Raw genomic sequence first — 20,016 nt, 5'->3', positions numbered from 1 at the left:
GGTGAGGGTGCGGTGGGATCACCTACCGTGACCGTTTCCTGACGACAGTCGGCTGGCCCTGCTCTATTGGCGACCGGGTCGGCACGTCGTCGGAACGTAACCCCCGGGTCGATGGAGGAATGACGTGCTGAGGCTGTTGGGCGACAAACCGCTCGGCGCACGCGACGCCCCCGTGGTGGCGCGCGTCCTCAATGCCGATCCGGTCGCCAGTTGCATGGTTGCTGCCCGCTTCGAGACGCACGGTATCGACCCGAGGCTCCTCGGCGGCGAACTGTGGACCGCCGACGATCCCGCCACGTCGCTGTGCTTTTCGGGCGCCAACCTCATCCCGCTGCTCGGTACGAGCGCCGACATGACCTACTTTGCCGAGCGCGCCCTGTCGAGTTCGCGGGTCTGTTCGTCGATCGTCGGCGACTCCGAACACGTGCTCGCCATGTGGGATCGGCTGTGCTCTGCGTGGGGTCCCGCTCGCGAGGTCCGACCGGCGCAGCCGCTGCTCGCGCTGTCGGGTCCGCCGCTGGTTGCACCCGATCCGGGCGTGCGCCTGGTCACCCTCGACGATCTCGACGTCTACCTTCCCGCTGCCGTGGAAATGTTTATCGGGGAGGTCGGGGTCGACCCCTGCGCGGGGGATGGTGGCCGGTCGTATCGTCGACGTCTGGCCGCGTTGATCTCGGCGCAGCGGGTGTTCGCACGTTTCGACGGCTCCGCGGTGGTGTTCAAAGCCGAGATCGGTTCTCTTTCACGCCGAGTCGGCCAGATCCAGGGAGTCTGGGTCGATCCGGCGCGTAGGGGACACGGATTCGGGGCGGGGGGCACCGCTGCGGTGGCCGCGGCGGTGCAGGCACAGGGCCGTATTCCGAGTCTGTACGTGAACAGCTTCAATCTCCCGGCACGGTCGGTCTATCAGCGGATCGGATTCACCGAGGTCGGCACGTTCGCCACCGTCCTCGTCGACTAGGGCGAGCCTCCCCGGCGCGTGGTCCTCGCGGCCCTATCATCAGCTACCGATGGTGCTTTTGAGACGTCGCGTCGCTTCCCTGATTCCCGTGGCGATCAGTGCTGCGCTCATCGTCGGGGCCACCGCCTGTACCTCGGCGGATGACGGTCCGCGTCAGGCGGCACAGCACTTTCTCGAGGAGTTCGGCAAGCGGGATGTCGACGCCGCCGCGGCGCTGACCGACAATCCCGGTCAGGCTGCGCAGGGACTCGGGGGTGCGTGGTCGGGACTGGGTGCTACCTCGATGACAGCGGAGGCCGGTCGTGCCGACATCAACGGCGACACCGCCGACATCGACGTCACCTATCGCTGGAAGTTGCCCCGCGGTCGCGAATGGACGTACCCGGCCACGGTCAAGATGGGGCGGAGCGATTCCGGCTGGTCGGTCCGCTGGACGTCGACCGACGTACACCCGGATCTCGGTGCGAACCAACGCTTGTCGATGCGGATCGTCGAGGCGCCGCGAGCGACGGTCAACGAGGCCGACGGCTCGCAGGTGATGGTCAACGGAACGGTCGTCGGCGTCAACTTCGACGCGAAGAAGGCTGCGGAGCAGGGGTCCGTCGCCGATTCGGTGACCCGCCTGACCGCTGCACTCAACGCGACGGGCATGTCGCTCAACGCGCAGAAGATCGCCGAAGATTCGACGGCCACAGACGGCGAGTATCCGATCACGCGCCTCGACCACGCACAGTTCGACCGTCTCCGTGACCAATTGGCGATTCCCGGAGTCGTCACCAACGAGCAGGCCGAGCTCGTCTCCAAGGACCCGGGTTTCGCGCCCGCACTGCTGTCTCAGGTCAAGAAGGTCGTCGACAGCGAGGTCGACGGCAACGTCGGCTGGCGGGTCGTCACGGTCAACCCCAACGGACTCGACGCGGACGTCCTGACCGACCACGCCGCCACACCGGCGCCGTCGATCTCGTTGAGCCTGTCGCGCGCCGTCCAGGACGCCGCACAGCGGGCAGTCAACGCCACCAACCGTTTTCAGATCGCGATGGTTGTGATTCAGCCGTCGACCGGACGCATTCTCGGAGTGGCGCAGAACCAAGCCGCCGATACGAGCGGACCCATCGCCACCACCGGGCTGTATCCGCCCGGTTCGACGTTCAAGATGGTCACCGCGACCACGGCGATCAGACGCGATCTGGCACAACCGGATTCGCTCGTTCCCTGCCCGGGTGAGATCGAGATCGGTCCGCGAACCATTCCGAACTACGACAGATTCTCACTCGGCACCGTGACGATGCTGAAAGCGTTTGCGGCGTCGTGTAATACGACGTTCGCCCATCTCGCCAGCATGATGGGGCCGTCGGACCTCGCCAACACGGCAGCGGCGATGGGCGTGGGGGAGCAGTACAAGATCGCGGGCCTCGACGCCGTGTCCGGGTCCGTCCCGATCGCCAACGAGCTCGTGGCCAGGAGCGAGGACGGCTTCGGTCAGGGCAAGGTCTTGGTCAGCCCGCTGGGGCTGAGCCTGGTGGCGGCGACCGTCGCCAACGACGGCAAACGTCCTGTCCCGCAACTCATCCTCGGCAAGCCCACCACGGTGACCGGACCGACGCCTGCCCTCGAACCTGGCGTCGTGGACAAGCTCCGCCCCATGATGCGTGCGGTGGTCACCGAGGGAACGGGAACGACGATCGCCGAACAGGGCGAGATCTATGGCAAGACCGGTGAAGCCGAGTTCGACGGTGGATCGCACGCCTGGTTCGCGGGCTACCGCGGCGACCTCGCCTTCGCGACACTCGTCGTCCGCGGCGCCGACTCGAACAACGCCGTCGCGGTGACCCGCGACTTCTTCAACTTCCTGCCTCCGGGCTACGCGACGGCCACCCGCCCCTAGCGGTACGACGTCGAGAGGGTACCCGGGGTCGAGTGGGTACCCCGCGATCGAGTGGGTACCCCGGGCTCAGCGGCGCCGCGGGATGATCACCGGTTGGCCGGTCTCGGGGTGGTCCCAGATCTCGACGGGGTGGTCGTAGGTCTCCGACAGTCGGTCCGCGGTCATCACGTCGCGCACCGAGCCGACCGCCAGCAGATGGCCCTCCTTCATCAGGGCCACGCGGTCGGCGTAGGCGGCGGCGAGTGAAAGGTCGTGGACCACAAGCAAAATGGCGGCGCCGTTGTCGCGGTGGCTGCGCAAGATGTCGAGGACGCCCTCTTGATGGTGGATGTCGAGGGCCGCGGTCGGTTCGTCGAGAAGCATGATCGGGGTCGATTGTGCGAGCGCACGACCCAGCGAGACGCGCGCCTGCTGGCCCCCGGAGAGCTGTCCGAATGGGCGCTCGGCGATGTCGTCGAGATGGCACAGGTGCATCGACTCGGCGATGATCCGCGGTGAGTCGGCGGCCTGCGGAGTACGCAGCCACGGATACCGACCCATTTCGACGACCTCCGCGACCGTGAACGGCGTATCCGGACGATTCTGCTGGGTCACCAGCGAGCGTGCCCGCGCCAGATCCCGTGCGTGCATTCCGCCGATGTCGACGCCGCCGACCGTCACACGGCCCGCCTGCGGAGTTCGCAGACCCGCCATCACCGACAGCAGCGTCGACTTACCGCATCCGTTGGGGCCGACCAGCACGACGAGTTCGCCAGGCGCGACCTCCAGGGTGACGTCGCGGACCACGGTTCGCCCGCCGAGCTCGACGTCGATGTGCTCGCCGAGCAGCCCGGCCGTTGTCGGGGTGTCAGCGCTCACCAGCCGGCTCCCGCATTCCGACTCCGGCGTAGGAGCAGGAAGAAGACCGGCCCGCCGACGATCGAGGTGAACAGGCCGAGCGGCAGGCTCGCGGGAGGCATCACGGTCCGGGCCGCGAGATCGGCGGCAGCGAGGACCAGTGCGCCGCCGATGACGCTGGTGGGCAACAAGATCGAATGTCTTGGTCCGACGATCAGCCGCATGAGGTGCGGCACGATCAGTCCGACGAACATCACGATGCCGGTGAACGCGACGGCGGCCGCGGTCAGGATGGCCACCAAGACGATGACCTGCCGACGCACCACCTCGACGTTCACGCCGAGCGACGCGGCCTGCACCTCGCCGAGCGCGAGCAGATCGAGCTTGTGCACCAACAGAAACGACGCCGCGACGGCCGCGACGACGAGCGGCAGCGCCACCCACACCGGCCCCCAGCCGATGCCCTCGAGTGAGCCGAGTTGCCAGAACACGATCTGCTCGCGGGCCGTCGTCGACGCGATGAATGTGAGGTAGGCGATGATGCCGAGTGCGAAAGCGTTGACGGCGATCCCGGTGAGTACCAACATGATCGGCGACGACGAGCCGTCGCGCAGCGAGAGTACGTACACCGCTGCGGAGGTGGCGAGCGCGAAGACGAACGCGACAGCGGCGAGTGCCCACCCGTTCACGCCGACGCCTCCGACGACGATCATCAGTGCCGCGCCGACGGCGGCTCCCGACGACACTCCGACGACGCCGGGCTCGGCGAGGGGGTTTGCCAGGACGCCCTGCATGAGACACCCGCCCGCACCGAGCGCGGCACCGACGATGAGGCCCATGACAATTCGGGGGAAGCGGACGTTCCAGAGCGTGTACTCACCGATGTCGGCCGGAAGCGGTCCGATCGACAGGTGAAGGTGGTGTGCGAGGCTGCCGAGGACTTCGACGGGTGACACGCTGACCTGCCCGACGGCCGCCGACGTGATCACCACCAGGACGGTCAACACCAGGAGCGCCACGATCACGACGACACCCGATGCGCGGCCGCCGTGGGTGGTGAGATGTCGCGATCGCGACGGTGAGCGCTGCAGGGTCATACGTAGATGGCCCGGGCGAGCGCGCCGAGCACCTTCCCGGTGTCGGGTCCGAACGAGAGCATCTCGGTCTCGTCCATCTGGACGACACGATGCGCTTTGCCCGCACTGGTCTGCGAGACACCGGGGAGCGCGAGGACGCCGTCGAGTCCGCCGACCGAGTCGGCCCCCTGGGTCATCACGAGGATCACATCGGGGTTCGCGGTGAGCAGTGCTTCCGTGGTGACCTGGGTGAACCCGGGCTTGAGCCCCGATGCGGTCCCGGCGTCGGTGCCGCCGAGCGCTGCGATCAGATCATCGGCCCCCGATTGCGGTCCGGACATGAGCACCAGTCGTGGGCCGCGGATGTAGAGAAACGCCATGCGCGGATTGCCCGACGGATTGGGCACCGCTGCTCGGGCGTCGGCGATCTCCTTCTCGGTCCGCGTCACGAGTTGCTCACCGGCCTGCCGGACACCGAGGGCGGCGGCGACGTCGCGGATGAGGGCGGGGGTGGTGGCAATCGTTCGAGTGGAGGTGAACGCGACAACCGGGATGCCGGAGTTGCGGATCTGGTCGACGGCGCCGGGCGGTGTCGTGTCCTCGTCGACGAGCACCACCGTGGGGTTCAGCGCGAGAACCGCCTCGGCGCTGAGCGTGTGTCCGTTGGTCGTGACGAGGGGGAGTTTCGACGCTGACGGGAACGTCGTCGACGTGTCGCGGCCGACCACCCGCGATCCGAGACCGAGCGAGATCACGGTGTTGGCAAGCGTTCCGTTGCGATCGATCGCGATGATGCGGCTGGTGTCGGCGACCGTAACCGTGCCGTGTCCGACGGAGTCGACAGTCGTCGGCAGCGTGATCGCCGGGGTCGTGGTGACCGGCACGACGTCGGGGTCGGGAAGCGTCGCCGTCGACGGTCCGTTGCGCAGATGTGCGGTCGCGGCAACCGAACTGCTCGTCGACTGTTGGATGGGTGCGGTGCTACATCCCGCGACAAGCGCGACCAGCGCTCCCAGCAACACCGCGAGCACCCGTGAAGACCTCAATCGCCCGCGACCTCCCGCTTTCCCCGACATGTCATTCGTGCCACCTGGGGCAATGCGTCGGCTTAGTCTCACCTTAGTCGTCGCATCGACTGGGGCGTCCGACGGATCTGGCTCTCGACCAGCTCTGGCCGTAGCAGATTGCTACACTGGGTAGAGGTTCGTGGTCAGGACGAGACTTCGAGGTCAGGAGGAGACATGGCGAACGTCGCCGACAAGGTAACTCGTTTCTCGTCGGAGCTCGTCGACGCCGCGGCGTCGGAGGGTCGACGCGAACAGCGCTCTGCGCGACAGCAACTCGAGCACTGGGTGCGGGTCGGTCGTGAGGTGTCCGACCAGCGGCAGGTCGCCCGCCGTCGAGTCGAGGCCGCACTCGCCGGACGGCTCCCGCTCGGCGATCTGTCGATCGAGGAGGGGGCGGTGTTCAACGCGGAGATCGCCGCATCGCTCGAGGAGTCGCTCGCCACCGGCAATCACGTCGCCGATCGTGCGGCTCGCGGTCTCGCGACGGTCGCACTCGACGACCAGGGCCGCGTCGTGAAGCATCTGCCTGACGGTACGCAGATCGTTCTGTGAAGCGGCTCGACCTCGTCGTCGGGCCTAACGGTGCTGGTAAGACGACGTTCGTCGAGCAGCGCCTCGCGCCGCTCCTACCGGGCAGCGTGTTCGTCAATGCCGACGTGATCGCCCGCGAGCGCTGGCCCGACGCTCCCGAGGCGCACTCCTATGAGGCAGCCCGGATCGCCTCGACGATCCGCGAGACGCTGATTGAGCAGGGCGAGTCGTTCGTCGCCGAGACCGTCTTCTCTCATCCGTCGAAGCTGCACCTGATAACCCGCGCGCGACGATCGGGCTACGTCGTCGTCCTCCACGTCGTACTCGTTCCCGTCGATCTCTCGGTGGCACGTGTCGCCGAACGGGTCGTCGAAGGTGGGCATTTCGTGCCGGAGGACAAGATCCGCGGCAGGTATGAGCGTCTGTGGTCGCTGGTGTCTGCTGCGATCGGCATGGTCGATCACGCGACCGTGTACGACAACTCGGCTCCCGACACCACGCGGATCGTCGCGCGCTTCGTCGACGGCGACCACGCGGGCACCGCGCAGTGGCCGTCGTGGGCGCCCCACGAACTGGTCGAGATCACAGAGCCTAGTCTGGAGGTATGACCGTGCGCACTGCTCTTCGACCAGGAAAGCCGACACCCATCCGTCAGGTGCCCGACTCCATCGAGCGTCCCGAATATGTGTGGAAGCCGACCGTCAACGAGGGCCACGAGCCGTGGGTGCAGAGCCCCGAGGTCATCGAGAAGGTTCGTGTGGCGTCGAAGATCGCCGCCAACGCGCTCGCCGAGGCGGGCAAGGCTGTGGCCCCCGGTGTGACCACCGACGAACTCGACCGTATTGCACACGAGTACATGATCGACCACGGTGCGTACCCATCGACGTTGGGCTACAAAGACTTTCCCAAGTCATGCTGCACGTCTCTCAATGAGGTCATCTGTCACGGCATCCCCGATTCGACGGTCATCGAAGACGGCGACATCGTGAACATCGACGTGACCGCGTACATCGACGGCGCGCACGGCGACACCAATGCGACGTTCCTGGCGGGCGATGTCTCGCAGGAGGTGCGGGATCTGGTGGAGCGCACCAGAATTGCCACCGAGCGTGCGATCAAAGCTGTCAAGCCCGGTCGTGAGCTCAACGTCATCGGACGGGTGATCGAGGCGTACGCGAACAGGTTCGGCTACACCGTCGTTCGCGATTTCACCGGACACGGGATCGGCGAGACATTCCACAACGGGCTCGTCGTGCTGCACTACGACCAGCCCAACGTCGACACCGTGATCGAACCCGGCATGGTGTTCACGATCGAACCGATGATCAACCTCGGCGGCCTGCCCTGGGAGATGTGGGACGACGGCTGGACCGTCGTCACCGCAGACAAGAAGTGGACCGCACAGTTCGAGCACACGCTGGTCGTCACGGACGAGGGCGCAGAGGTTCTGACGATTCCCGACGCGTAGTGTTTCGCCCGGATCAGGCGATGGCGCTTGTGATGGTGTGAGGAGTCGAGACGTGGGCCAGCCCCCATACGGCCAACCCCCATACGGCCAACCCCCAGTTGGTCAACTACTCGGCATCGGTCGAGAAGTCTGCGAATCCCGAGTTGACGTCTGACCTTGAGCAACTCGTGAGCACCTGCGAGACCCTCACGGCGACGGTGACGGGCGCCAGTACGAGCACGGAAGTCGACATCCACGTCACGCCATTGACGATCGCCGGCATCAACGGTTCCTACCATGCGATGTCTGCGTGCAGGACGCTGGTGTGGGCCGATCAGGCGCTGCGCGCCCCGCCTTCGACGTGGATGGTCTCCCCGGACACAAATCCGGCGGTGAGCAGCCATTCGGCGGCGTTGACGATGTCGTCGACGGTGCCGACGCGTCCGGCGAGAGTGCCTCCCGCGACATCGTCGAAGAACGCGCTTCGGTCGGCGTCGGGCATCGCGTCCCAGGTTCCGGAGTCGATGATTCCGGGCGAGATCGCGTTCACGCGAATGGGTTTCAGTTCGTTGGCCAGATGGCTGACCGCGAACGAAACCGCTCCGTTCGTGATGCCCATGACCGAGTAGCCCGGCGCGGGCTTCCATGCGGCAACACCGGAGAACAGGGTGATCGATCCGCTCGGCGGCATCTGCGGCGCAAAATGCTTGGCCAGCAACATCGGTCCGATCACTTTGGCGTCGAACGCCTTGGCCGTCGCATCGTGATCGAGTTCGGCGACGGGCACGTTGTGATGTGCCGCAGCGGTACTCACGATGTGGTCGACGGCCCCGAGATCGGCGGCGGCCGAGGCGATCGACTGCTCTTCGGTGACGTCCAACGCGATCCCGCGTGCGTCGCGAAGCTCTGCAGCCGACTTCTCTGCGGAATCGATGTCACGCGCGCCGATGATCACCGACGCTCCGGCGGCGTCGGCTCGGCGTGCGATCGCCAGACCGAGATTCTTGGCACCTCCGACGACGAGGACGGTGGTGCCGGACAGGTGTGCGCTCATGGCGTGGTCCCTTCAGATCGGTAAGCTGAACATCGACAACGGTATGGATTTGATACCGGTATCTTCAACGAAATCGTCGACGAACTGCACAGATCCAGGAGTCGAGCGGTGCTGGTGGAGGCAACTGACGGCATAGCCGACTGCGGGGAGAGGACGAGATGGCCAAGGCGTACGACGTGATGGCAGCGACGTGTCCGAGTCGGGTTGTGCTGCACCGGATCGGGGCGCGCTGGACGGTGTTCGTCGTCACCGCGCTCTCCGACGGCCCGATGCGGTTCAGCGCGCTCAAGGCGCATATCGAGGGCATCACCCCGAAGGTGTTGACGGAAACCCTGCGCGCCCTGAATTACGACGGACTCGTCGACCGTCTCGACTTCGGTGGTCAGCCGCCGCACGTGGAGTACCAGCTCACCGATCTCGGTCGGTCGCTGTTGGTGCCGCTGGCGGCCGTGCGGGCGTGGGCGGAGGATCACGTCCCCGATGTCGAGGACGCGCACCGACGTTTCGTCGACGATCTCGCGCCGACGCGGACCGACGGGAGCGCCCCGATAGGGTGAGCCGGTGACGGAGTTACGCGGAGCGCTCCTCGTCGGGGGTACGAGTTCCGACGCGGGCAAGAGCCTCGTCGTGGCCGGACTGTGTCGAGCGCTCGTGCGCGAGGGAGTGCGCGTCGCGCCGTTCAAGGCGCAGAACATGTCCAACAATTCGGTCGTCACGCTCGATGGCGGTGAGATCGGTCGTGCGCAGGCGTTGCAGGCCACGGCATGCGGACTCGCACCGTCGACTCGATTCAACCCGGTGCTGCTGAAACCGGGAAGCGACCGACGTTCGCACGTCGTGGTCCGCGGGCAGCCCGCAGGCGATGTGGGCGCGCGTGACTACCTCACCCGCAGAGCGGAGCTGCGTGAGGTGGTCGCCGACGAACTCGCTTCTCTGCGTGCAGAATTCGACGTCGTCATCTGTGAAGGTGCAGGATCGGTCGCCGAGATCAACCTCCGCGACTCCGACATCGCCAACATGGGTCTGGCGCGATCGGCAGACCTACCGGTGATCCTCGTGTCCGATATCGACCGCGGCGGATCGCTCGCGCACCTGTTCGGCACCACCGCACTCCTTGACCCCGACGACCAGGCGTTGATCGCCGGGTACGTGATCAACAAGTTCCGCGGCGACCAGACGATCCTCGACCCCGGCCTGGAAACCCTGAGCGCGCTGACCGGTCGCCCGACGCTGGGCGTGCTCCCGTTTGTCGACGATCTGTGGATCGACGCCGAGGACTCGTTGGCCGCGCCGGTGGGACGCAGGGTCGGTCCGCCCGAAGCCGCAGGCGCACACAGTGAGGGTTCGGGCGCGTCCGAGCGGCTGACTGTCGCCGCCATCCGGTTGCCACGCATCTCGAACTCCACCGACGTCGAGGCGCTTGCCTGCGAACCGGGTGTCGATGTCACCTGGGTCGCCGACCCGACGTCGGTGCGCACCGCCGACCTGGTCGTCGTACCGGGAACGCGCGCGACGGTGTCCGACCTCGCGTGGCTTCGTGAACGCCAACTCGACGTCGCGCTGACCGAACGCGCCGCACGGCACGGCGCGATCCTCGGCATCTGCGGCGGCTTCCAGATGTTGGGCAGAAGGATCGTCGACCCGGTCGAATCCGCCGGCGGGGTCGCTGTCGACGGTCTCGGCCTGCTCGACGTCGACGTTCGATTCGAGCCCGACAAGGTGCTGCGCACGACGACCGGCGTCGTCGACGGCGTCGAGGTCACCGGGTACGAGATCCATCACGGCAGGGTCGTCGACTCGGCGGAGGCGTCGTGGATCGACGATGCTGTGCAGGGGCCGGAGGGTGCCCGTCGCGGTGCGGTCCGGGGCACACATTGGCACGGGCTGTTGGCGTCGAATGAGTTCCGGCGCGGCTACCTGCGCGAGGTCGCCGCAGGCGCGGGTAAGCACTTTGAACCGGCAGGTGACACCGACGTCGCCGCGATCCGGGGCAGGCAACTCGATCTCATGGCTGACCTGGTGACAGCGCACCTCGATATGGCCGCGATCTGCGACATCATCGGCGGCGGCGCGACGCGACGGGCGCCGACGATTGCCCACTACCTGGACGGGCACCGGTGAACGTCGGGGGCAGCGGGTCCGGAAGTAGTGAGATTTGCAACCTGTGACCCGGCTCAACCCGCTGATTCATCGGCGGTCCCGCCGCTAGGGTTGGTGGAGTGGAAACTGAGCGGCGCGAGATCACAGTCGGCGACCTGACCTTCGACGTTCGCGTCGGCGGTCCTGACCGCGGCCCGTGGGTGCTGCTGTTGCATGGCTTCCCTGTGAACAGCTCCTGCTACGACGACGTCGCCGACCGCCTGCACGAGTCTGGCCTTCGGACCATCCAGGTCGATCAGCGGGGTTACAGCCCGGGGGCGCGTCCCGAGGGCGTCGACGCCTACCGGCTCGACGCGCTCGTCGACGACGCTCTCGGCGTACTCGATGCACTCGACGTGCCGTACGCGATTCTCGTCGGACACGACTGGGGTGGAATCGTCGCCTGGCACCTCGCAGGTAAGCATCCCGACCGGTTCACCGGACTGATCGTGGCGAGCACGGGCCATCCGTCGGCGATGCGCGATGCGATCAAAGACCCGGACGCTTCCGACGATCAGCGCCAGAAGTCGGCGTACATCAAGGATTTCATCGCCGAGGGTGCGGAGGAGATGCTCCTTGCGCGAGACGGGGTGCTGCTACGTCGCGCAGGTGTGACAGCTGAGGAATTGGCCCCGCTACTCGAACCGGGGGCTCTGACGGCAGGACTCAACTGGTACCGCGCCAACTTCACCGGCGACGTCGCCGCGACTCTCTCGTGCCCGCCGATCGAAATCCCCACCACCCTGGTGTGGAGCGACGGCGACACCGCGCTCGGCCGGGCGCAGGCGCAGGGGAGTGGCCGCTACGTCTACGGCGACTACCGGTTTTGTGAACTGCCCGGCATCGACCACTGGATTCCGCAGAAGGCCGCGAAGGAGTTGGCCAGCGAGATCTCGCTGCGCTCGGCGGTGTTCTGACGAACCTCGCTGCGCTCGGTGGTGTTCTGACGAACCTCGCTGCGCTCGGTGGTGTTCTGACGAACCTCGCTGCGCTCGGTGGTGTTCTGAGCGGGATTTCTCGCCTCAAAACTCCAGCCCGAGCAGCGCGTTCTCCAGCACCTCCGGCATGGCCGGGTGAATCCAGTACTGCCCGCGTGCCATCTCCTCGACGCCGAGGCCGAAGCTCATCGCCTGGATCGCCGGCTGGATGAGCGTCGGCGCCTGTGGGCCGATGATGTGGACTCCGAGCAGGCGGTGGGTCTCGCGGTCGGCGATGACCTTGCACGCGCTGGTCGTGTCCTCCATCGCCCAGCCGTAAGCGACGTCGCCGAACTCCTGCACCTTGACCGCGATGTAGTGGCCGCCGTCGCGCGCTTCGAACTCGGTCAAGCCCACCGCCGCGACCTGCGGGTGGGTGAACACCGCCGCGGGCACCACGTCGTGCTGGAAGGTGTCGAGATCTGGTGCGTCCCAACCCTTGAGTAGGTTGGCCTGCACGACGCGCTCCTCGTGGTTTGCCACGTGCTTGAGCTGGAACGGCGAACTCACGTCGCCGAGTGCCCACACTCCACGCGCACCTGTACGACCGTGCGAATCCACGTCGACCCGGCCGTCGTCGGTCAGGTCGAGGCCGATCGTCTCGATGCCGAGTCGGTCTCCGTTGGATACTCGCCCGGTCGCCACGAGGAGGACGTCGGCTTCGACGATCTCGTCGTCGCCGAGGGTGAGTCGGACCCCGCCGGCTGCAAGATTCTCGGCCGAGACGAGGTCGCGCTCGAGCCGGACGTCCCACTTGGCGCTCGCGATGTCGGTGAACCGCGTCGACAACTCGGTGTCGAGCTTGCGGAGCAGCCTCGGACCGCGCGCCAGGATCGTGACCTGTGTGCCGAGCGATCCGAAGACGTGCGCGAATTCGGCTGCGATATAACCACTTCCGAGGATGATCATGCGTTCTGGAAGGTCGGGGAGTCGCATCACGTCGTTGTTGGTGTGGTAGGTCACGCCCGACTCGGTGATGCCTGCCGGTATCACCGGACGCGAACCCGCCGCGATCACCACTTCGCGGGCGAGTACCAGCGCGTCGGCGGTCACGAGTCGGTACAGGCCGCCGTCGTCGCGGCCGTCGAATTCGACGTGCGAGGCGTACACGGTGATGTTGTCGCAGTCGAGTTCGCGGTACTGCAGCCCGCCGGTCGAGATGGGATCGATCCGCCCGAACACCCTGTCGCGAATCGCCGGCCAGTCGACGCCCTCGACGCGGGAATGAACGCCGAAACGGTCACCGTCGGAGGCGATGTCGGCGATCTCTGCGGGGTAGACGAACATCTTCGTCGGGATGCACCCGACATTGAGGCAGGTCCCGCCGTAGATGCCCTCCTCGAAGATGGCGATCTGCTTCTCGGCGAAGCGGTCGTCGGGAATCGAGTTGCCGCTTCCGCTCCCGATGATGGCGAGATCGACTGTCTGCGTGGCTGATCGGGTGTCGGGTGATGCGGTCACGATGCGCTCCTCGCGGGAGAGGGGTCGACGATGGTGTCGAGCCACCGATCGACCTCGGTGTAGGCCTGTGTGCGCGCCGACTCGACGGACAGAAACACGTCGTGGCGTGCACCGGCGATGGGGGCGATCGTGACGTGACCGCCGAGACTGCCGCTCCACTGCGCGATCTGCGTGACGTCGAGAACGACGTCGACCGCATCGACGGCGGGTGAGTACTTCTTGGCGAACTTCGTTGCGTCCGAGCGCAAGACTAGTGTCGGCACTCCGACGTCGATGCCGTGATGAAGGTGGCGTTGACCCGAGCGGACCGCGTTGAGGAATCCGAACGTGACAGGGAAGCCGCCGAGTGGCTTCTTCGTGAGGTCGTATGCCCACTCTCCGTGGGAGTCGACGTGCAGGCTCTCGCCGTACGCCGCGGAGAGTTCGCGGCTGAGTGTCTCGAACGGCCGCACGGCCGCAAGGGTTTTGATGAGCATCGTCACCGGGTAGGTGCGCAGCACGGGCTTGCCCTGCAGGTCGAGCCACGGACTGTTGAGCAGCAGCCCGGACACGCGTGCGTGGCGCTCGGGCGATGTGGCGCGGAGCCGATCGAGCCACAGCGGGGTGATCAATCCGCCTGTCGAATGCGCAGCGACCAGGACCGGCGTGTCAGGGGTGAAGTCGTCGGCGATCGCGTCGAGTGCGAGCCCGAGTTCGAGGTCGTAGGCCGCGAGGTCGCGGACGAAATGCGGAGTCTGCCCGTCGAGCAGGGACCGTCCACATTTGCGTAGATCCAGCGCGTAGAACGCGTACCCGCGGTCATGGAAGTGATCGGCGAGGGGCTCATGAAAGAAGTAGTCGGTGAATCCGTGGACGTAGAGGACGGCGCCCTTGGTTGCGGCCGCCGGCGCGATCGGCTTGCGAACCAGGGTCGCGGTGATGGGACCCTCGCCGTCCGGGTCGGGACCGAGGTCAAACGTCCAAACCTCGTAGTGGTCGAGGAAACCGTCGGGTTGCCAACCGGAATCGCGGTCAGCGGAATCGTCTTGCACCGAGGAGGTCGACTGCCGAGTGGCCGACTCTGGGGACACCGTCACGATTTCCACTGTAAAGGCGCATGCGACGCGCGCACGCAAGTGTCATCCGGCCCACACTTGGCGGAGGCGATTCGGGCGCACACACACTCATGGGGAACAATGGTCGACGTGGACGAGGATTCGTCCTCCGCAACACAAGACAGTGTTGTCGAGTGGAGTCTGAAGTGGGGTCCGAGTTGTCTGAATCGGTGATCAAGACGGACGTTGCGCTCGTGGGCGCCGGCATCATGAGTGCCACCCTCGGTGCGCTGCTGCGGCAGGTGCAGCCTGACTGGACGATCAGCCTCTTCGAACGGCTCGATGCCGCGGCCGGAGAGAGCAGTGACCCGTGGAACAACGCGGGCACCGGCCACTCGGCGTTGTGCGAGCTCAACTACACCCCGAAGACCGCAGACGGTGGCGTCGACATCACCAAGGCGATCGCCATCAACGAGCAGTTCCAGGTCTCTCGACAGTTCTGGGCCTACGCGGTCGACAACGACATCATCTCCCGCCCTTCGGAGTTCATCAATCCGATTCCGCACGTGAGCTTCACCCACGGCGACGCGGGCGTCGACTACCTCCGCAAGCGCTACGACGCGCTCTCGAAGGAAGTTCTCTTCGAGGGCATGGAGTACATCACCGATCCGGGCGAGTTCAGTGCACGACTCCCGCTGATGTCGCAGGGTCGTGACTTCTCGGACCCGGTCGCGTTGAACTGGTTCACCGAGGGCACCGACGTCGACTTCGGTTCGCTCACCCAGAAGCTCCTCAACTTTGTGGGCAAGGGTGGCGACATCTACTTCGGTCACTCCGTGACCAACCTGAGCAAGCAGTCCGACGGAAGCTGGATCGTCAAGGTACGCAACGTCCGTACCGGCGAGAAGTGGACCGTGCACGCCAAGTTCGTGTTCGTCGGCGCGGGCGGTGGTGCGTTGCACCTGCTGCAGAAATCCGGCATCAAAGAGGCAAAGGGTTTCGGAGGCTTCCCGGTCTCGGGCGAGTTCTTCCGCTGCAACAATCCCGAGCTCATCGAGGAGCACCACGCCAAGGTGTACGGCCAGGCCGCCGTCGGCGCGCCGCCGATGTCGGTGCCGCACCTCGACACCCGTGTCATCAACCATCGCCAGGGTCTGCTGTTCGGGCCGTACGCCGGATGGTCGCCGAAGTTCCTCAAGAGCGGCAAGATGACGGATCTGCTGAGCACGGTCAAGCCCGGCAACGTACTGCCGATGCTCTCGATCGCACCGCAGGAATTCGGCCTGCTCAAGTACCTCATCGGCGAGCTCGCCGCGAGCTCCGCCGATCGCGTCGACACCCTGCGTGAGTTCGTGCCCCGCGCCATCGGCGACGACTGGGAGCTGATCACCGCAGGTCAGCGTGTGCAGGTCATCCGTAAGAACAAAGACGGCGTCGGCGGCAAGCTCGAGTTCGGCACGGCGGTCGTCGCTGCCGGAGACGGCACGCTCGCAGGTCTGCTCGGCGCGTCGCCCGGCGCGTCGACGGCGGTTCCGGCGATGCTCTCAGTGCTCGAGCAGTGCTTCCCGGCCGATTTCGAGCGCTGGACGCCGAAGCTGACCGAGATGATCCCGTCGTTCGGCAAGAAGCTCTCCGACAACGCCGACCTCTTCCACCAGGTCTGGGATTGGACGAGCAGCAGTCTCGAACTACGTCGCGATACCGTCGCGGCCCCGGCCGACGCCGACGTCGAGCCCGCGCCGGCAGGCTGAGTTGTGACGTGCGTGCTGTCGGTGTGATAGTCACGACACCATGACCTCTGGGCAGCTTCATCGCAGTTACACGGCCGACCTCGACGTCGAGACGCTGTACGACATCCTGCGATTGCGCGTCGACGTCTTCGTCGTAGAGCAGTCCTGCCCGTACCCGGAGCTCGACGGTCGGGATCTCGAACCCGCCACCCGCCAGCTCTGGGTGTCCGACGACGAGGGGCGTGTGGTCGCGACGTTGCGGCTCCTGGAGGATTCCGGGGCGCCCGGTGACGGCGAGCTCTATCGGATCGGGCGTGTGTGCACCGATCGTTCTCGCAGGGGCGAGGGCATGACCGCGCGTCTCATCGAGACAGCGCTCGCCGAGGTCGGCGAGCACCCATGCCGTATCGAGGCGCAGAGCTATCTCATCGACATGTACGCGAAGTTCGGCTTCGTCGTCGACAGCGAGGAGTACCTCGAGGACGGCATCCCGCACGTCTCGATGATTCGGCCTGCCAGAAGCACGCGCTCATGAGCGGCAGGCACGCTGTCGCAGCTCCGGCGAGCACCGGCGCCACACCCGCTCGATACCCGTTCAGCGCGGTCGTCGGGCAGGAGCGACTGAAGTTGGCGCTGATCCTGTGTGCGGTGTCTCCCGGTATCGGCGGTGTGCTGATCCGCGGCGAGAAGGGGACGGCCAAATCGACCATCGTGCGCGGACTCGGACCGCTGATCGCGCATGGGGGCACGGCCCACGACGGCGTCAGCGAATCGCCGACGGGCAGGGTCGTCGAACTCCCCATCGGCGCCACCGAGGATCGCGTCGTCGGTTCGCTGGACCTGACGGCCGTACTGCGCGACGGTGAGGCGGTGTTCACGCCTGGCCTGCTGGCGCGTGCCGACGGGGGAGTGCTCTACATCGACGAGGTCAATCTTCTGGCCGACCACCTGGTCGACGTGCTGCTCGACGCCGCGGCCAGTGGACGCGTGACCATCGAGCGTGACGGTGTCTCGCACACCCAGCCGGCCGACTTCGTACTCGTCGGAACGATGAATCCCGAAGAGGGAGAACTGCGTCCGCAACTGCTCGACCGATTCGGGCTGGCCGTCGACGTCACCGCGGCGCGTGAGGTCGACGAGCGTGTCGAGGTCGTTCGACGCCGGATGGACTTCGACGCCGATCCCGATCGCTTCGTCGAGCGGTATGCCGACGACGAGCGCGCGCTCGCCGACCGGATCGCCGCCGCGCGCGGGTCTGTGGGAAACGTCGAGATCAGCGAGCGAGAACTGCGACGCATTGCAGGCATCTGCGCACACCTCGACGTCGACGGACTGCGCGGCGACATCGTCGTCGCGCGCACCGCGGCCGCACATGCGGCACTGCGCGGGTCCACGTCGGTGACCGAGGAGGATGTGCGCGTCGGCGTCGAACTCGCACTGCCACACCGGCGTCGACGAGATCCCTTCGACGAGTCGGGCATGTCCGAGCAGCAACTCGACGACGCGCTGTCCGCAGGCGACGACGCCGCGGGTCCACCGGAAGAGCCCGAGCCGGACCCCGACGGGCCCGACGGTGCTCCCGCGTCCGAGCAGCGCGAGGAGTCGTTCGACGGGTCGCCCGCTGACTCCGATCCCGCTGGACCCCAACAGGATTCCAGTGCCGAGCCGGTCGACCAGGAAGTGTCCGGGCAGTCGCAGCAACCGCCGCGCGGGCAGATGTTCGGCACCGCGGCGTCGAGTTCTGGTGTGCGCGTGCGTCGCCTGCGGGCCGACGGCGTCGGCGATGGCGATCCCGGTAAGCGCTCACGCGCACGAAGCCGTCGCGGACACACTGTGGCCGACACCGACTTCGCGCACGGTGGGCCCATTCATCTCTTCGGGACAGTGCTGCGCGCCGCAGGGCGTTCGGTGGCCGCCGCCGAGGTATCGACGTTGATGCCCGAGAGATTATCGGTCGCACCGGTCGATCTGCGTGGGGCACAACGCATTGGGCAGGAGGGCAATCTGGTGGTGTTCGTCGTCGACCTGAGCGGGTCGATGACGGCACGCAGGCGACTGAGCGCCGTGAGCCGCTTATGCGTTGACCTGCTGCGCGATTCGTACACCCGGCGCGATCGGGTCGCGGTGATCGTGGCGCGCGGATCGCGTGCAGAACTTGCCGTGCCGCCGACGAAATCCGTCGATATCGCTGTGCGACGGCTCGCCGACATCAGAACCGGTGGCCGAACCCCGTTGGCGGAAGGGCTGATCGAGGCACAACGTGTCATCGAGCGTGCCCGCCGTGCCGAGCCCCGACGTCGACCGCTGCTCGTCGTGTTGACCGACGGCAGGGCCACCGCGGGACCGGACGCTGCGGGGCGCGCATCCGTTGCGGCGCAGCGAATTCGGCGCAACGGTATCGACAGTGTCGTCGTCGACTGTGAGCAGGGCGTGGTCCGACTCGGACTCGCCGCGGATCTTGCCGTGCGCCTCGGGGCGCGGACGATGCGGATGGACGACCTGTCGGTGGCGGCGTTGTCGGCTCCCGCGACCGACCGGCGTCCGTCGCGCGCGTCGGCCGCCTGATCAGAGTCCGCGCGAGAGTAGGGAGAGTTACTGTGCCCCAGGGTGTTCCGCAGACGGTTCCCGACGATGGGTTGACCACCCGGCAGCGTCGACAGCAGCCGGTACTCGCCGTGCACACCGGTGACGGCAAAGGAAAGTCGACGGCGGCGTTCGGAATGGCCATGCGCGCGTGGAACGCGGGCCTGCGGGTGGCGGTCTTCCAGTTCGTCAAGAGCGCCAAGTGGCGTGTGGGAGAAGAGTCCGCGATGGCCGCGCTCGGCGAGGTCCACAACGAACAGGGCATCGGCGGGCCCGTCGAATGGCACAAGATGGGGCAGGGTTGGTCGTGGCTGCGCGCCAATGCCGACGTCGCCGACGACCACGCCGCGGCGGCACGCGCCGGTTGGGACGAGATCGCCCGCCGTCTCGCCGACGAGCAGCACGATTTCTACGTGCTCGACGAGTTCACCTACCCCCTCGACTGGGGATGGATCGACACCGACGAGGTGGTGCGGACACTCGTCGACCGACCCGGTCGCCAACACGTGGTGATCACCGGACGTCGTGCTCCCGACGCACTGGTCGACGCTGCCGACCTGGTGACCGAGATGCGCAAGGTCGCGCACCCGATGGACGCGGGACGTAAGGGCCAGAAGGGAATCGAGTGGTGAGCCGCAGGGCGAGGGCGACATGACCTCGATCCCCGCAGTGGTCGTGGCCGCGCCGTCGTCGGGTAGCGGCAAAACCACCGTGAGTACCGGGTTGATCGGCGCGCTACGCAGGGCAGGGCGTCGCGTTGCGCCGTTCAAGGTCGGCCCTGACTACATCGATCCCGGCTATCACGCGGTCGCCGCGGGACGTGTCGGCCGCAACCTCGATCCCAACCTGGTCGGAGCCGACCTGATCGGGCCCCTGTTCGCGGCCGGAGTTGCCGACGCCGACATCGCGGTCATCGAGGGAGTCATGGGACTCTTCGACGGCAGGATCACCGCCGACGATGCCGCCGAGATGGACCCGATCGGTATGGGCTCCACGGCGCATGTCGCCACACTGCTGAACGCACCGGTCGTTCTCGTCGTAGACGCCGCGGGTCACAGTCAGTCGCTCGCCGCACTGCTCCACGGCTTCGTCGGCTACGAGCCGTCGGTGCGGATCGCGGGCGTGGTGCTCAACCGGGTGGGCTCCCCGCGACACGAGGCGGTGCTGCGACAGGCGTGTGCGCGAGTCGGGATGCCTGTCCTCGGGGTCTTGCGTCGCGACTCGCGCCTTCAGG

19 protein-coding genes are annotated in these 20,016 nt (G+C 66.7%); 13 read left to right on the top strand and 6 right to left on the bottom strand.

Annotation, left to right across the window (positions count from 1 at the left end; genetic code table 11):
- The first annotated feature begins 124 nt into the window (after positions 1 to 124).
- On the top strand, positions 125 to 961 hold the full coding sequence (locus tag A5777_RS06115) for a GNAT family N-acetyltransferase (protein ID WP_064861990.1): 837 nt from the start codon (positions 125 to 127) through the stop codon (positions 959 to 961).
- A gap of 49 nt (positions 962 to 1,010) precedes the next feature.
- A complete protein-coding gene (locus tag A5777_RS06110) occupies positions 1,011 to 2,846 on the top strand; it encodes a penicillin-binding transpeptidase domain-containing protein (RefSeq protein ID WP_064861989.1) in 1,836 nt (611 codons plus the stop codon).
- Positions 2,847 to 2,912: 66 nt separating this feature from the next.
- Here the strand turns inward: A5777_RS06110 and A5777_RS06105 are convergent, their stop codons facing one another.
- From A5777_RS06105 to A5777_RS06095, 3 genes are read right to left on the bottom strand one after another with little or no spacing between them, the layout of a single operon-like run.
- Positions 2,913 to 3,707: a heme ABC transporter ATP-binding protein gene (locus A5777_RS06105; protein ID WP_064861994.1), complete on the bottom strand. Its 795-nt coding sequence runs from the start codon at positions 3,705 to 3,707 to the stop codon at positions 2,913 to 2,915.
- The gene (locus tag A5777_RS06100; RefSeq protein WP_064861988.1) at positions 3,701 to 4,780 is read right to left on the bottom strand and encodes a FecCD family ABC transporter permease; all 1,080 of its coding nucleotides are present in this window, start codon (positions 4,778 to 4,780) and stop codon (positions 3,701 to 3,703) included. The genes A5777_RS06105 and A5777_RS06100 overlap by 7 nt, the downstream gene beginning before the upstream one ends.
- Positions 4,777 to 5,790 carry a heme/hemin ABC transporter substrate-binding protein gene (locus A5777_RS06095; RefSeq protein WP_442903016.1) on the bottom strand — a complete coding sequence of 338 codons (1,014 nt, stop codon included), beginning with the start codon at positions 5,788 to 5,790 and terminating at the stop codon, positions 4,777 to 4,779. Before A5777_RS06095 ends, A5777_RS06100 begins: the two co-directional genes overlap by 4 nt.
- Before the next feature lie 210 nt (positions 5,791 to 6,000).
- Here A5777_RS06095 and A5777_RS06090 point away from each other — a divergent pair, with 210 nt between their 5' ends.
- From A5777_RS06090 to map, 3 genes are read left to right on the top strand one after another with little or no spacing between them, the layout of a single operon-like run.
- Positions 6,001 to 6,378: a TA system antitoxin ParD family protein gene (locus A5777_RS06090; protein WP_005204930.1), complete on the top strand. Its 378-nt coding sequence runs from the start codon at positions 6,001 to 6,003 to the stop codon at positions 6,376 to 6,378.
- Entirely contained in the window at positions 6,375 to 6,965 is a 591-nt protein-coding gene (locus tag A5777_RS06085; protein WP_064861986.1) for a zeta toxin family protein, read from the top strand. The genes A5777_RS06090 and A5777_RS06085 overlap by 4 nt, the downstream gene beginning before the upstream one ends.
- Positions 6,962 to 7,825: a type I methionyl aminopeptidase gene (gene map, locus A5777_RS06080; RefSeq protein ID WP_064861985.1), complete on the top strand. Its 864-nt coding sequence runs from the start codon at positions 6,962 to 6,964 to the stop codon at positions 7,823 to 7,825. Before A5777_RS06085 ends, map begins: the two co-directional genes overlap by 4 nt.
- Before the next feature lie 313 nt (positions 7,826 to 8,138).
- Here the strand turns inward: map and A5777_RS06075 are convergent, their stop codons facing one another.
- Entirely contained in the window at positions 8,139 to 8,858 is a 720-nt protein-coding gene (locus A5777_RS06075) for an SDR family oxidoreductase (RefSeq protein WP_064861984.1), read from the bottom strand.
- A gap of 158 nt (positions 8,859 to 9,016) precedes the next feature.
- Between A5777_RS06075 and A5777_RS06070 the strand changes: the two genes are divergently transcribed.
- The 3 genes from A5777_RS06070 (at position 9,017) to A5777_RS06060 (ending at position 11,914) form a co-directional block, all read left to right on the top strand.
- Positions 9,017 to 9,415, top strand: coding sequence for a winged helix-turn-helix transcriptional regulator (locus A5777_RS06070; RefSeq protein ID WP_064861983.1), 399 nt, complete (start codon positions 9,017 to 9,019; stop codon positions 9,413 to 9,415).
- 4 nt (positions 9,416 to 9,419) lie between these two features.
- Positions 9,420 to 10,979 (top strand): cobyric acid synthase, encoded by a 1,560-nt coding sequence (locus A5777_RS06065; protein WP_064861982.1) that lies wholly within the window; start codon positions 9,420 to 9,422, stop codon positions 10,977 to 10,979.
- Between the two features lie 98 nt (positions 10,980 to 11,077).
- Positions 11,078 to 11,914: an alpha/beta fold hydrolase gene (locus A5777_RS06060; RefSeq protein WP_082933561.1), complete on the top strand. Its 837-nt coding sequence runs from the start codon at positions 11,078 to 11,080 to the stop codon at positions 11,912 to 11,914.
- A gap of 105 nt (positions 11,915 to 12,019) precedes the next feature.
- On the opposite strand, the gene A5777_RS06055 is transcribed toward A5777_RS06060, so the two are convergent.
- Both A5777_RS06055 and A5777_RS06050 read right to left on the bottom strand, forming a co-directional pair.
- Complete coding sequence (locus A5777_RS06055; RefSeq protein ID WP_064861981.1) at positions 12,020 to 13,435, bottom strand: mycothione reductase; 1,416 nt, start codon at positions 13,433 to 13,435, stop codon at positions 12,020 to 12,022.
- Entirely contained in the window at positions 13,432 to 14,505 is a 1,074-nt protein-coding gene (locus A5777_RS06050) for an alpha/beta hydrolase (RefSeq protein WP_442903015.1), read from the bottom strand. Before A5777_RS06050 ends, A5777_RS06055 begins: the two co-directional genes overlap by 4 nt.
- 182 nt (positions 14,506 to 14,687) lie before the next feature.
- Here A5777_RS06050 and mqo point away from each other — a divergent pair, with 182 nt between their 5' ends.
- From mqo to A5777_RS06025, 5 genes are all read left to right on the top strand, one after another.
- Complete coding sequence (gene mqo / locus A5777_RS06045; protein ID WP_064861991.1) at positions 14,688 to 16,220, top strand: malate dehydrogenase (quinone); 1,533 nt, start codon at positions 14,688 to 14,690, stop codon at positions 16,218 to 16,220.
- 40 nt (positions 16,221 to 16,260) lie between these two features.
- Positions 16,261 to 16,734, top strand: coding sequence for a GNAT family N-acetyltransferase (locus tag A5777_RS06040; RefSeq protein ID WP_064861980.1), 474 nt, complete (start codon positions 16,261 to 16,263; stop codon positions 16,732 to 16,734).
- Complete coding sequence (locus A5777_RS06035) at positions 16,731 to 18,764, top strand: VWA domain-containing protein (RefSeq protein ID WP_064861979.1); 2,034 nt, start codon at positions 16,731 to 16,733, stop codon at positions 18,762 to 18,764. Before A5777_RS06040 ends, A5777_RS06035 begins: the two co-directional genes overlap by 4 nt.
- A gap of 32 nt (positions 18,765 to 18,796) precedes the next feature.
- Entirely contained in the window at positions 18,797 to 19,414 is a 618-nt protein-coding gene (gene cobO / locus A5777_RS06030; protein WP_064861978.1) for a cob(I)yrinic acid a,c-diamide adenosyltransferase, read from the top strand.
- A gap of 19 nt (positions 19,415 to 19,433) precedes the next feature.
- Positions 19,434 to 20,016 (top strand): cobyrinate a,c-diamide synthase (locus tag A5777_RS06025; protein WP_156529292.1); only part of this gene is annotated, 583 nt, incomplete at its 3' end.

Origin of the sequence: Gordonia sp. 852002-10350_SCH5691597 (assembly GCF_001665715.1) — a bacterium.
GTDB classification, from domain to species: domain Bacteria; phylum Actinomycetota; class Actinomycetes; order Mycobacteriales; family Mycobacteriaceae; genus Gordonia; species Gordonia sputi.
This window is presented reverse-complemented; position numbering and strand designations above follow the sequence as displayed.

What these genes read in the sequence shown, in the direction of transcription:
- A5777_RS06090 (WP_005204930.1), top strand. Translation starts at nt 6,001, where the DNA reads ATGGCGAACGTCGCCGACAAGGTAACTCGTTTCTCGTCGGAGCTCGTC.
- A5777_RS06075 (WP_064861984.1), bottom strand. Translation starts at nt 8,858, where the DNA reads ATGAGCGCACACCTGTCCGGCACCACCGTCCTCGTCGTCGGAGGTGCC.
- A5777_RS06040 (WP_064861980.1), top strand. Translation starts at nt 16,261, where the DNA reads ATGACCTCTGGGCAGCTTCATCGCAGTTACACGGCCGACCTCGACGTC.
- A5777_RS06070 (WP_064861983.1), top strand. Translation starts at nt 9,017, where the DNA reads ATGGCCAAGGCGTACGACGTGATGGCAGCGACGTGTCCGAGTCGGGTT.
- map (WP_064861985.1), top strand. Translation starts at nt 6,962, where the DNA reads ATGACCGTGCGCACTGCTCTTCGACCAGGAAAGCCGACACCCATCCGT.
- A5777_RS06100 (WP_064861988.1), bottom strand. Translation starts at nt 4,780, where the DNA reads ATGACCCTGCAGCGCTCACCGTCGCGATCGCGACATCTCACCACCCAC.
- A5777_RS06110 (WP_064861989.1), top strand. Translation starts at nt 1,011, where the DNA reads ATGGTGCTTTTGAGACGTCGCGTCGCTTCCCTGATTCCCGTGGCGATC.
- A5777_RS06035 (WP_064861979.1), top strand. Translation starts at nt 16,731, where the DNA reads ATGAGCGGCAGGCACGCTGTCGCAGCTCCGGCGAGCACCGGCGCCACA.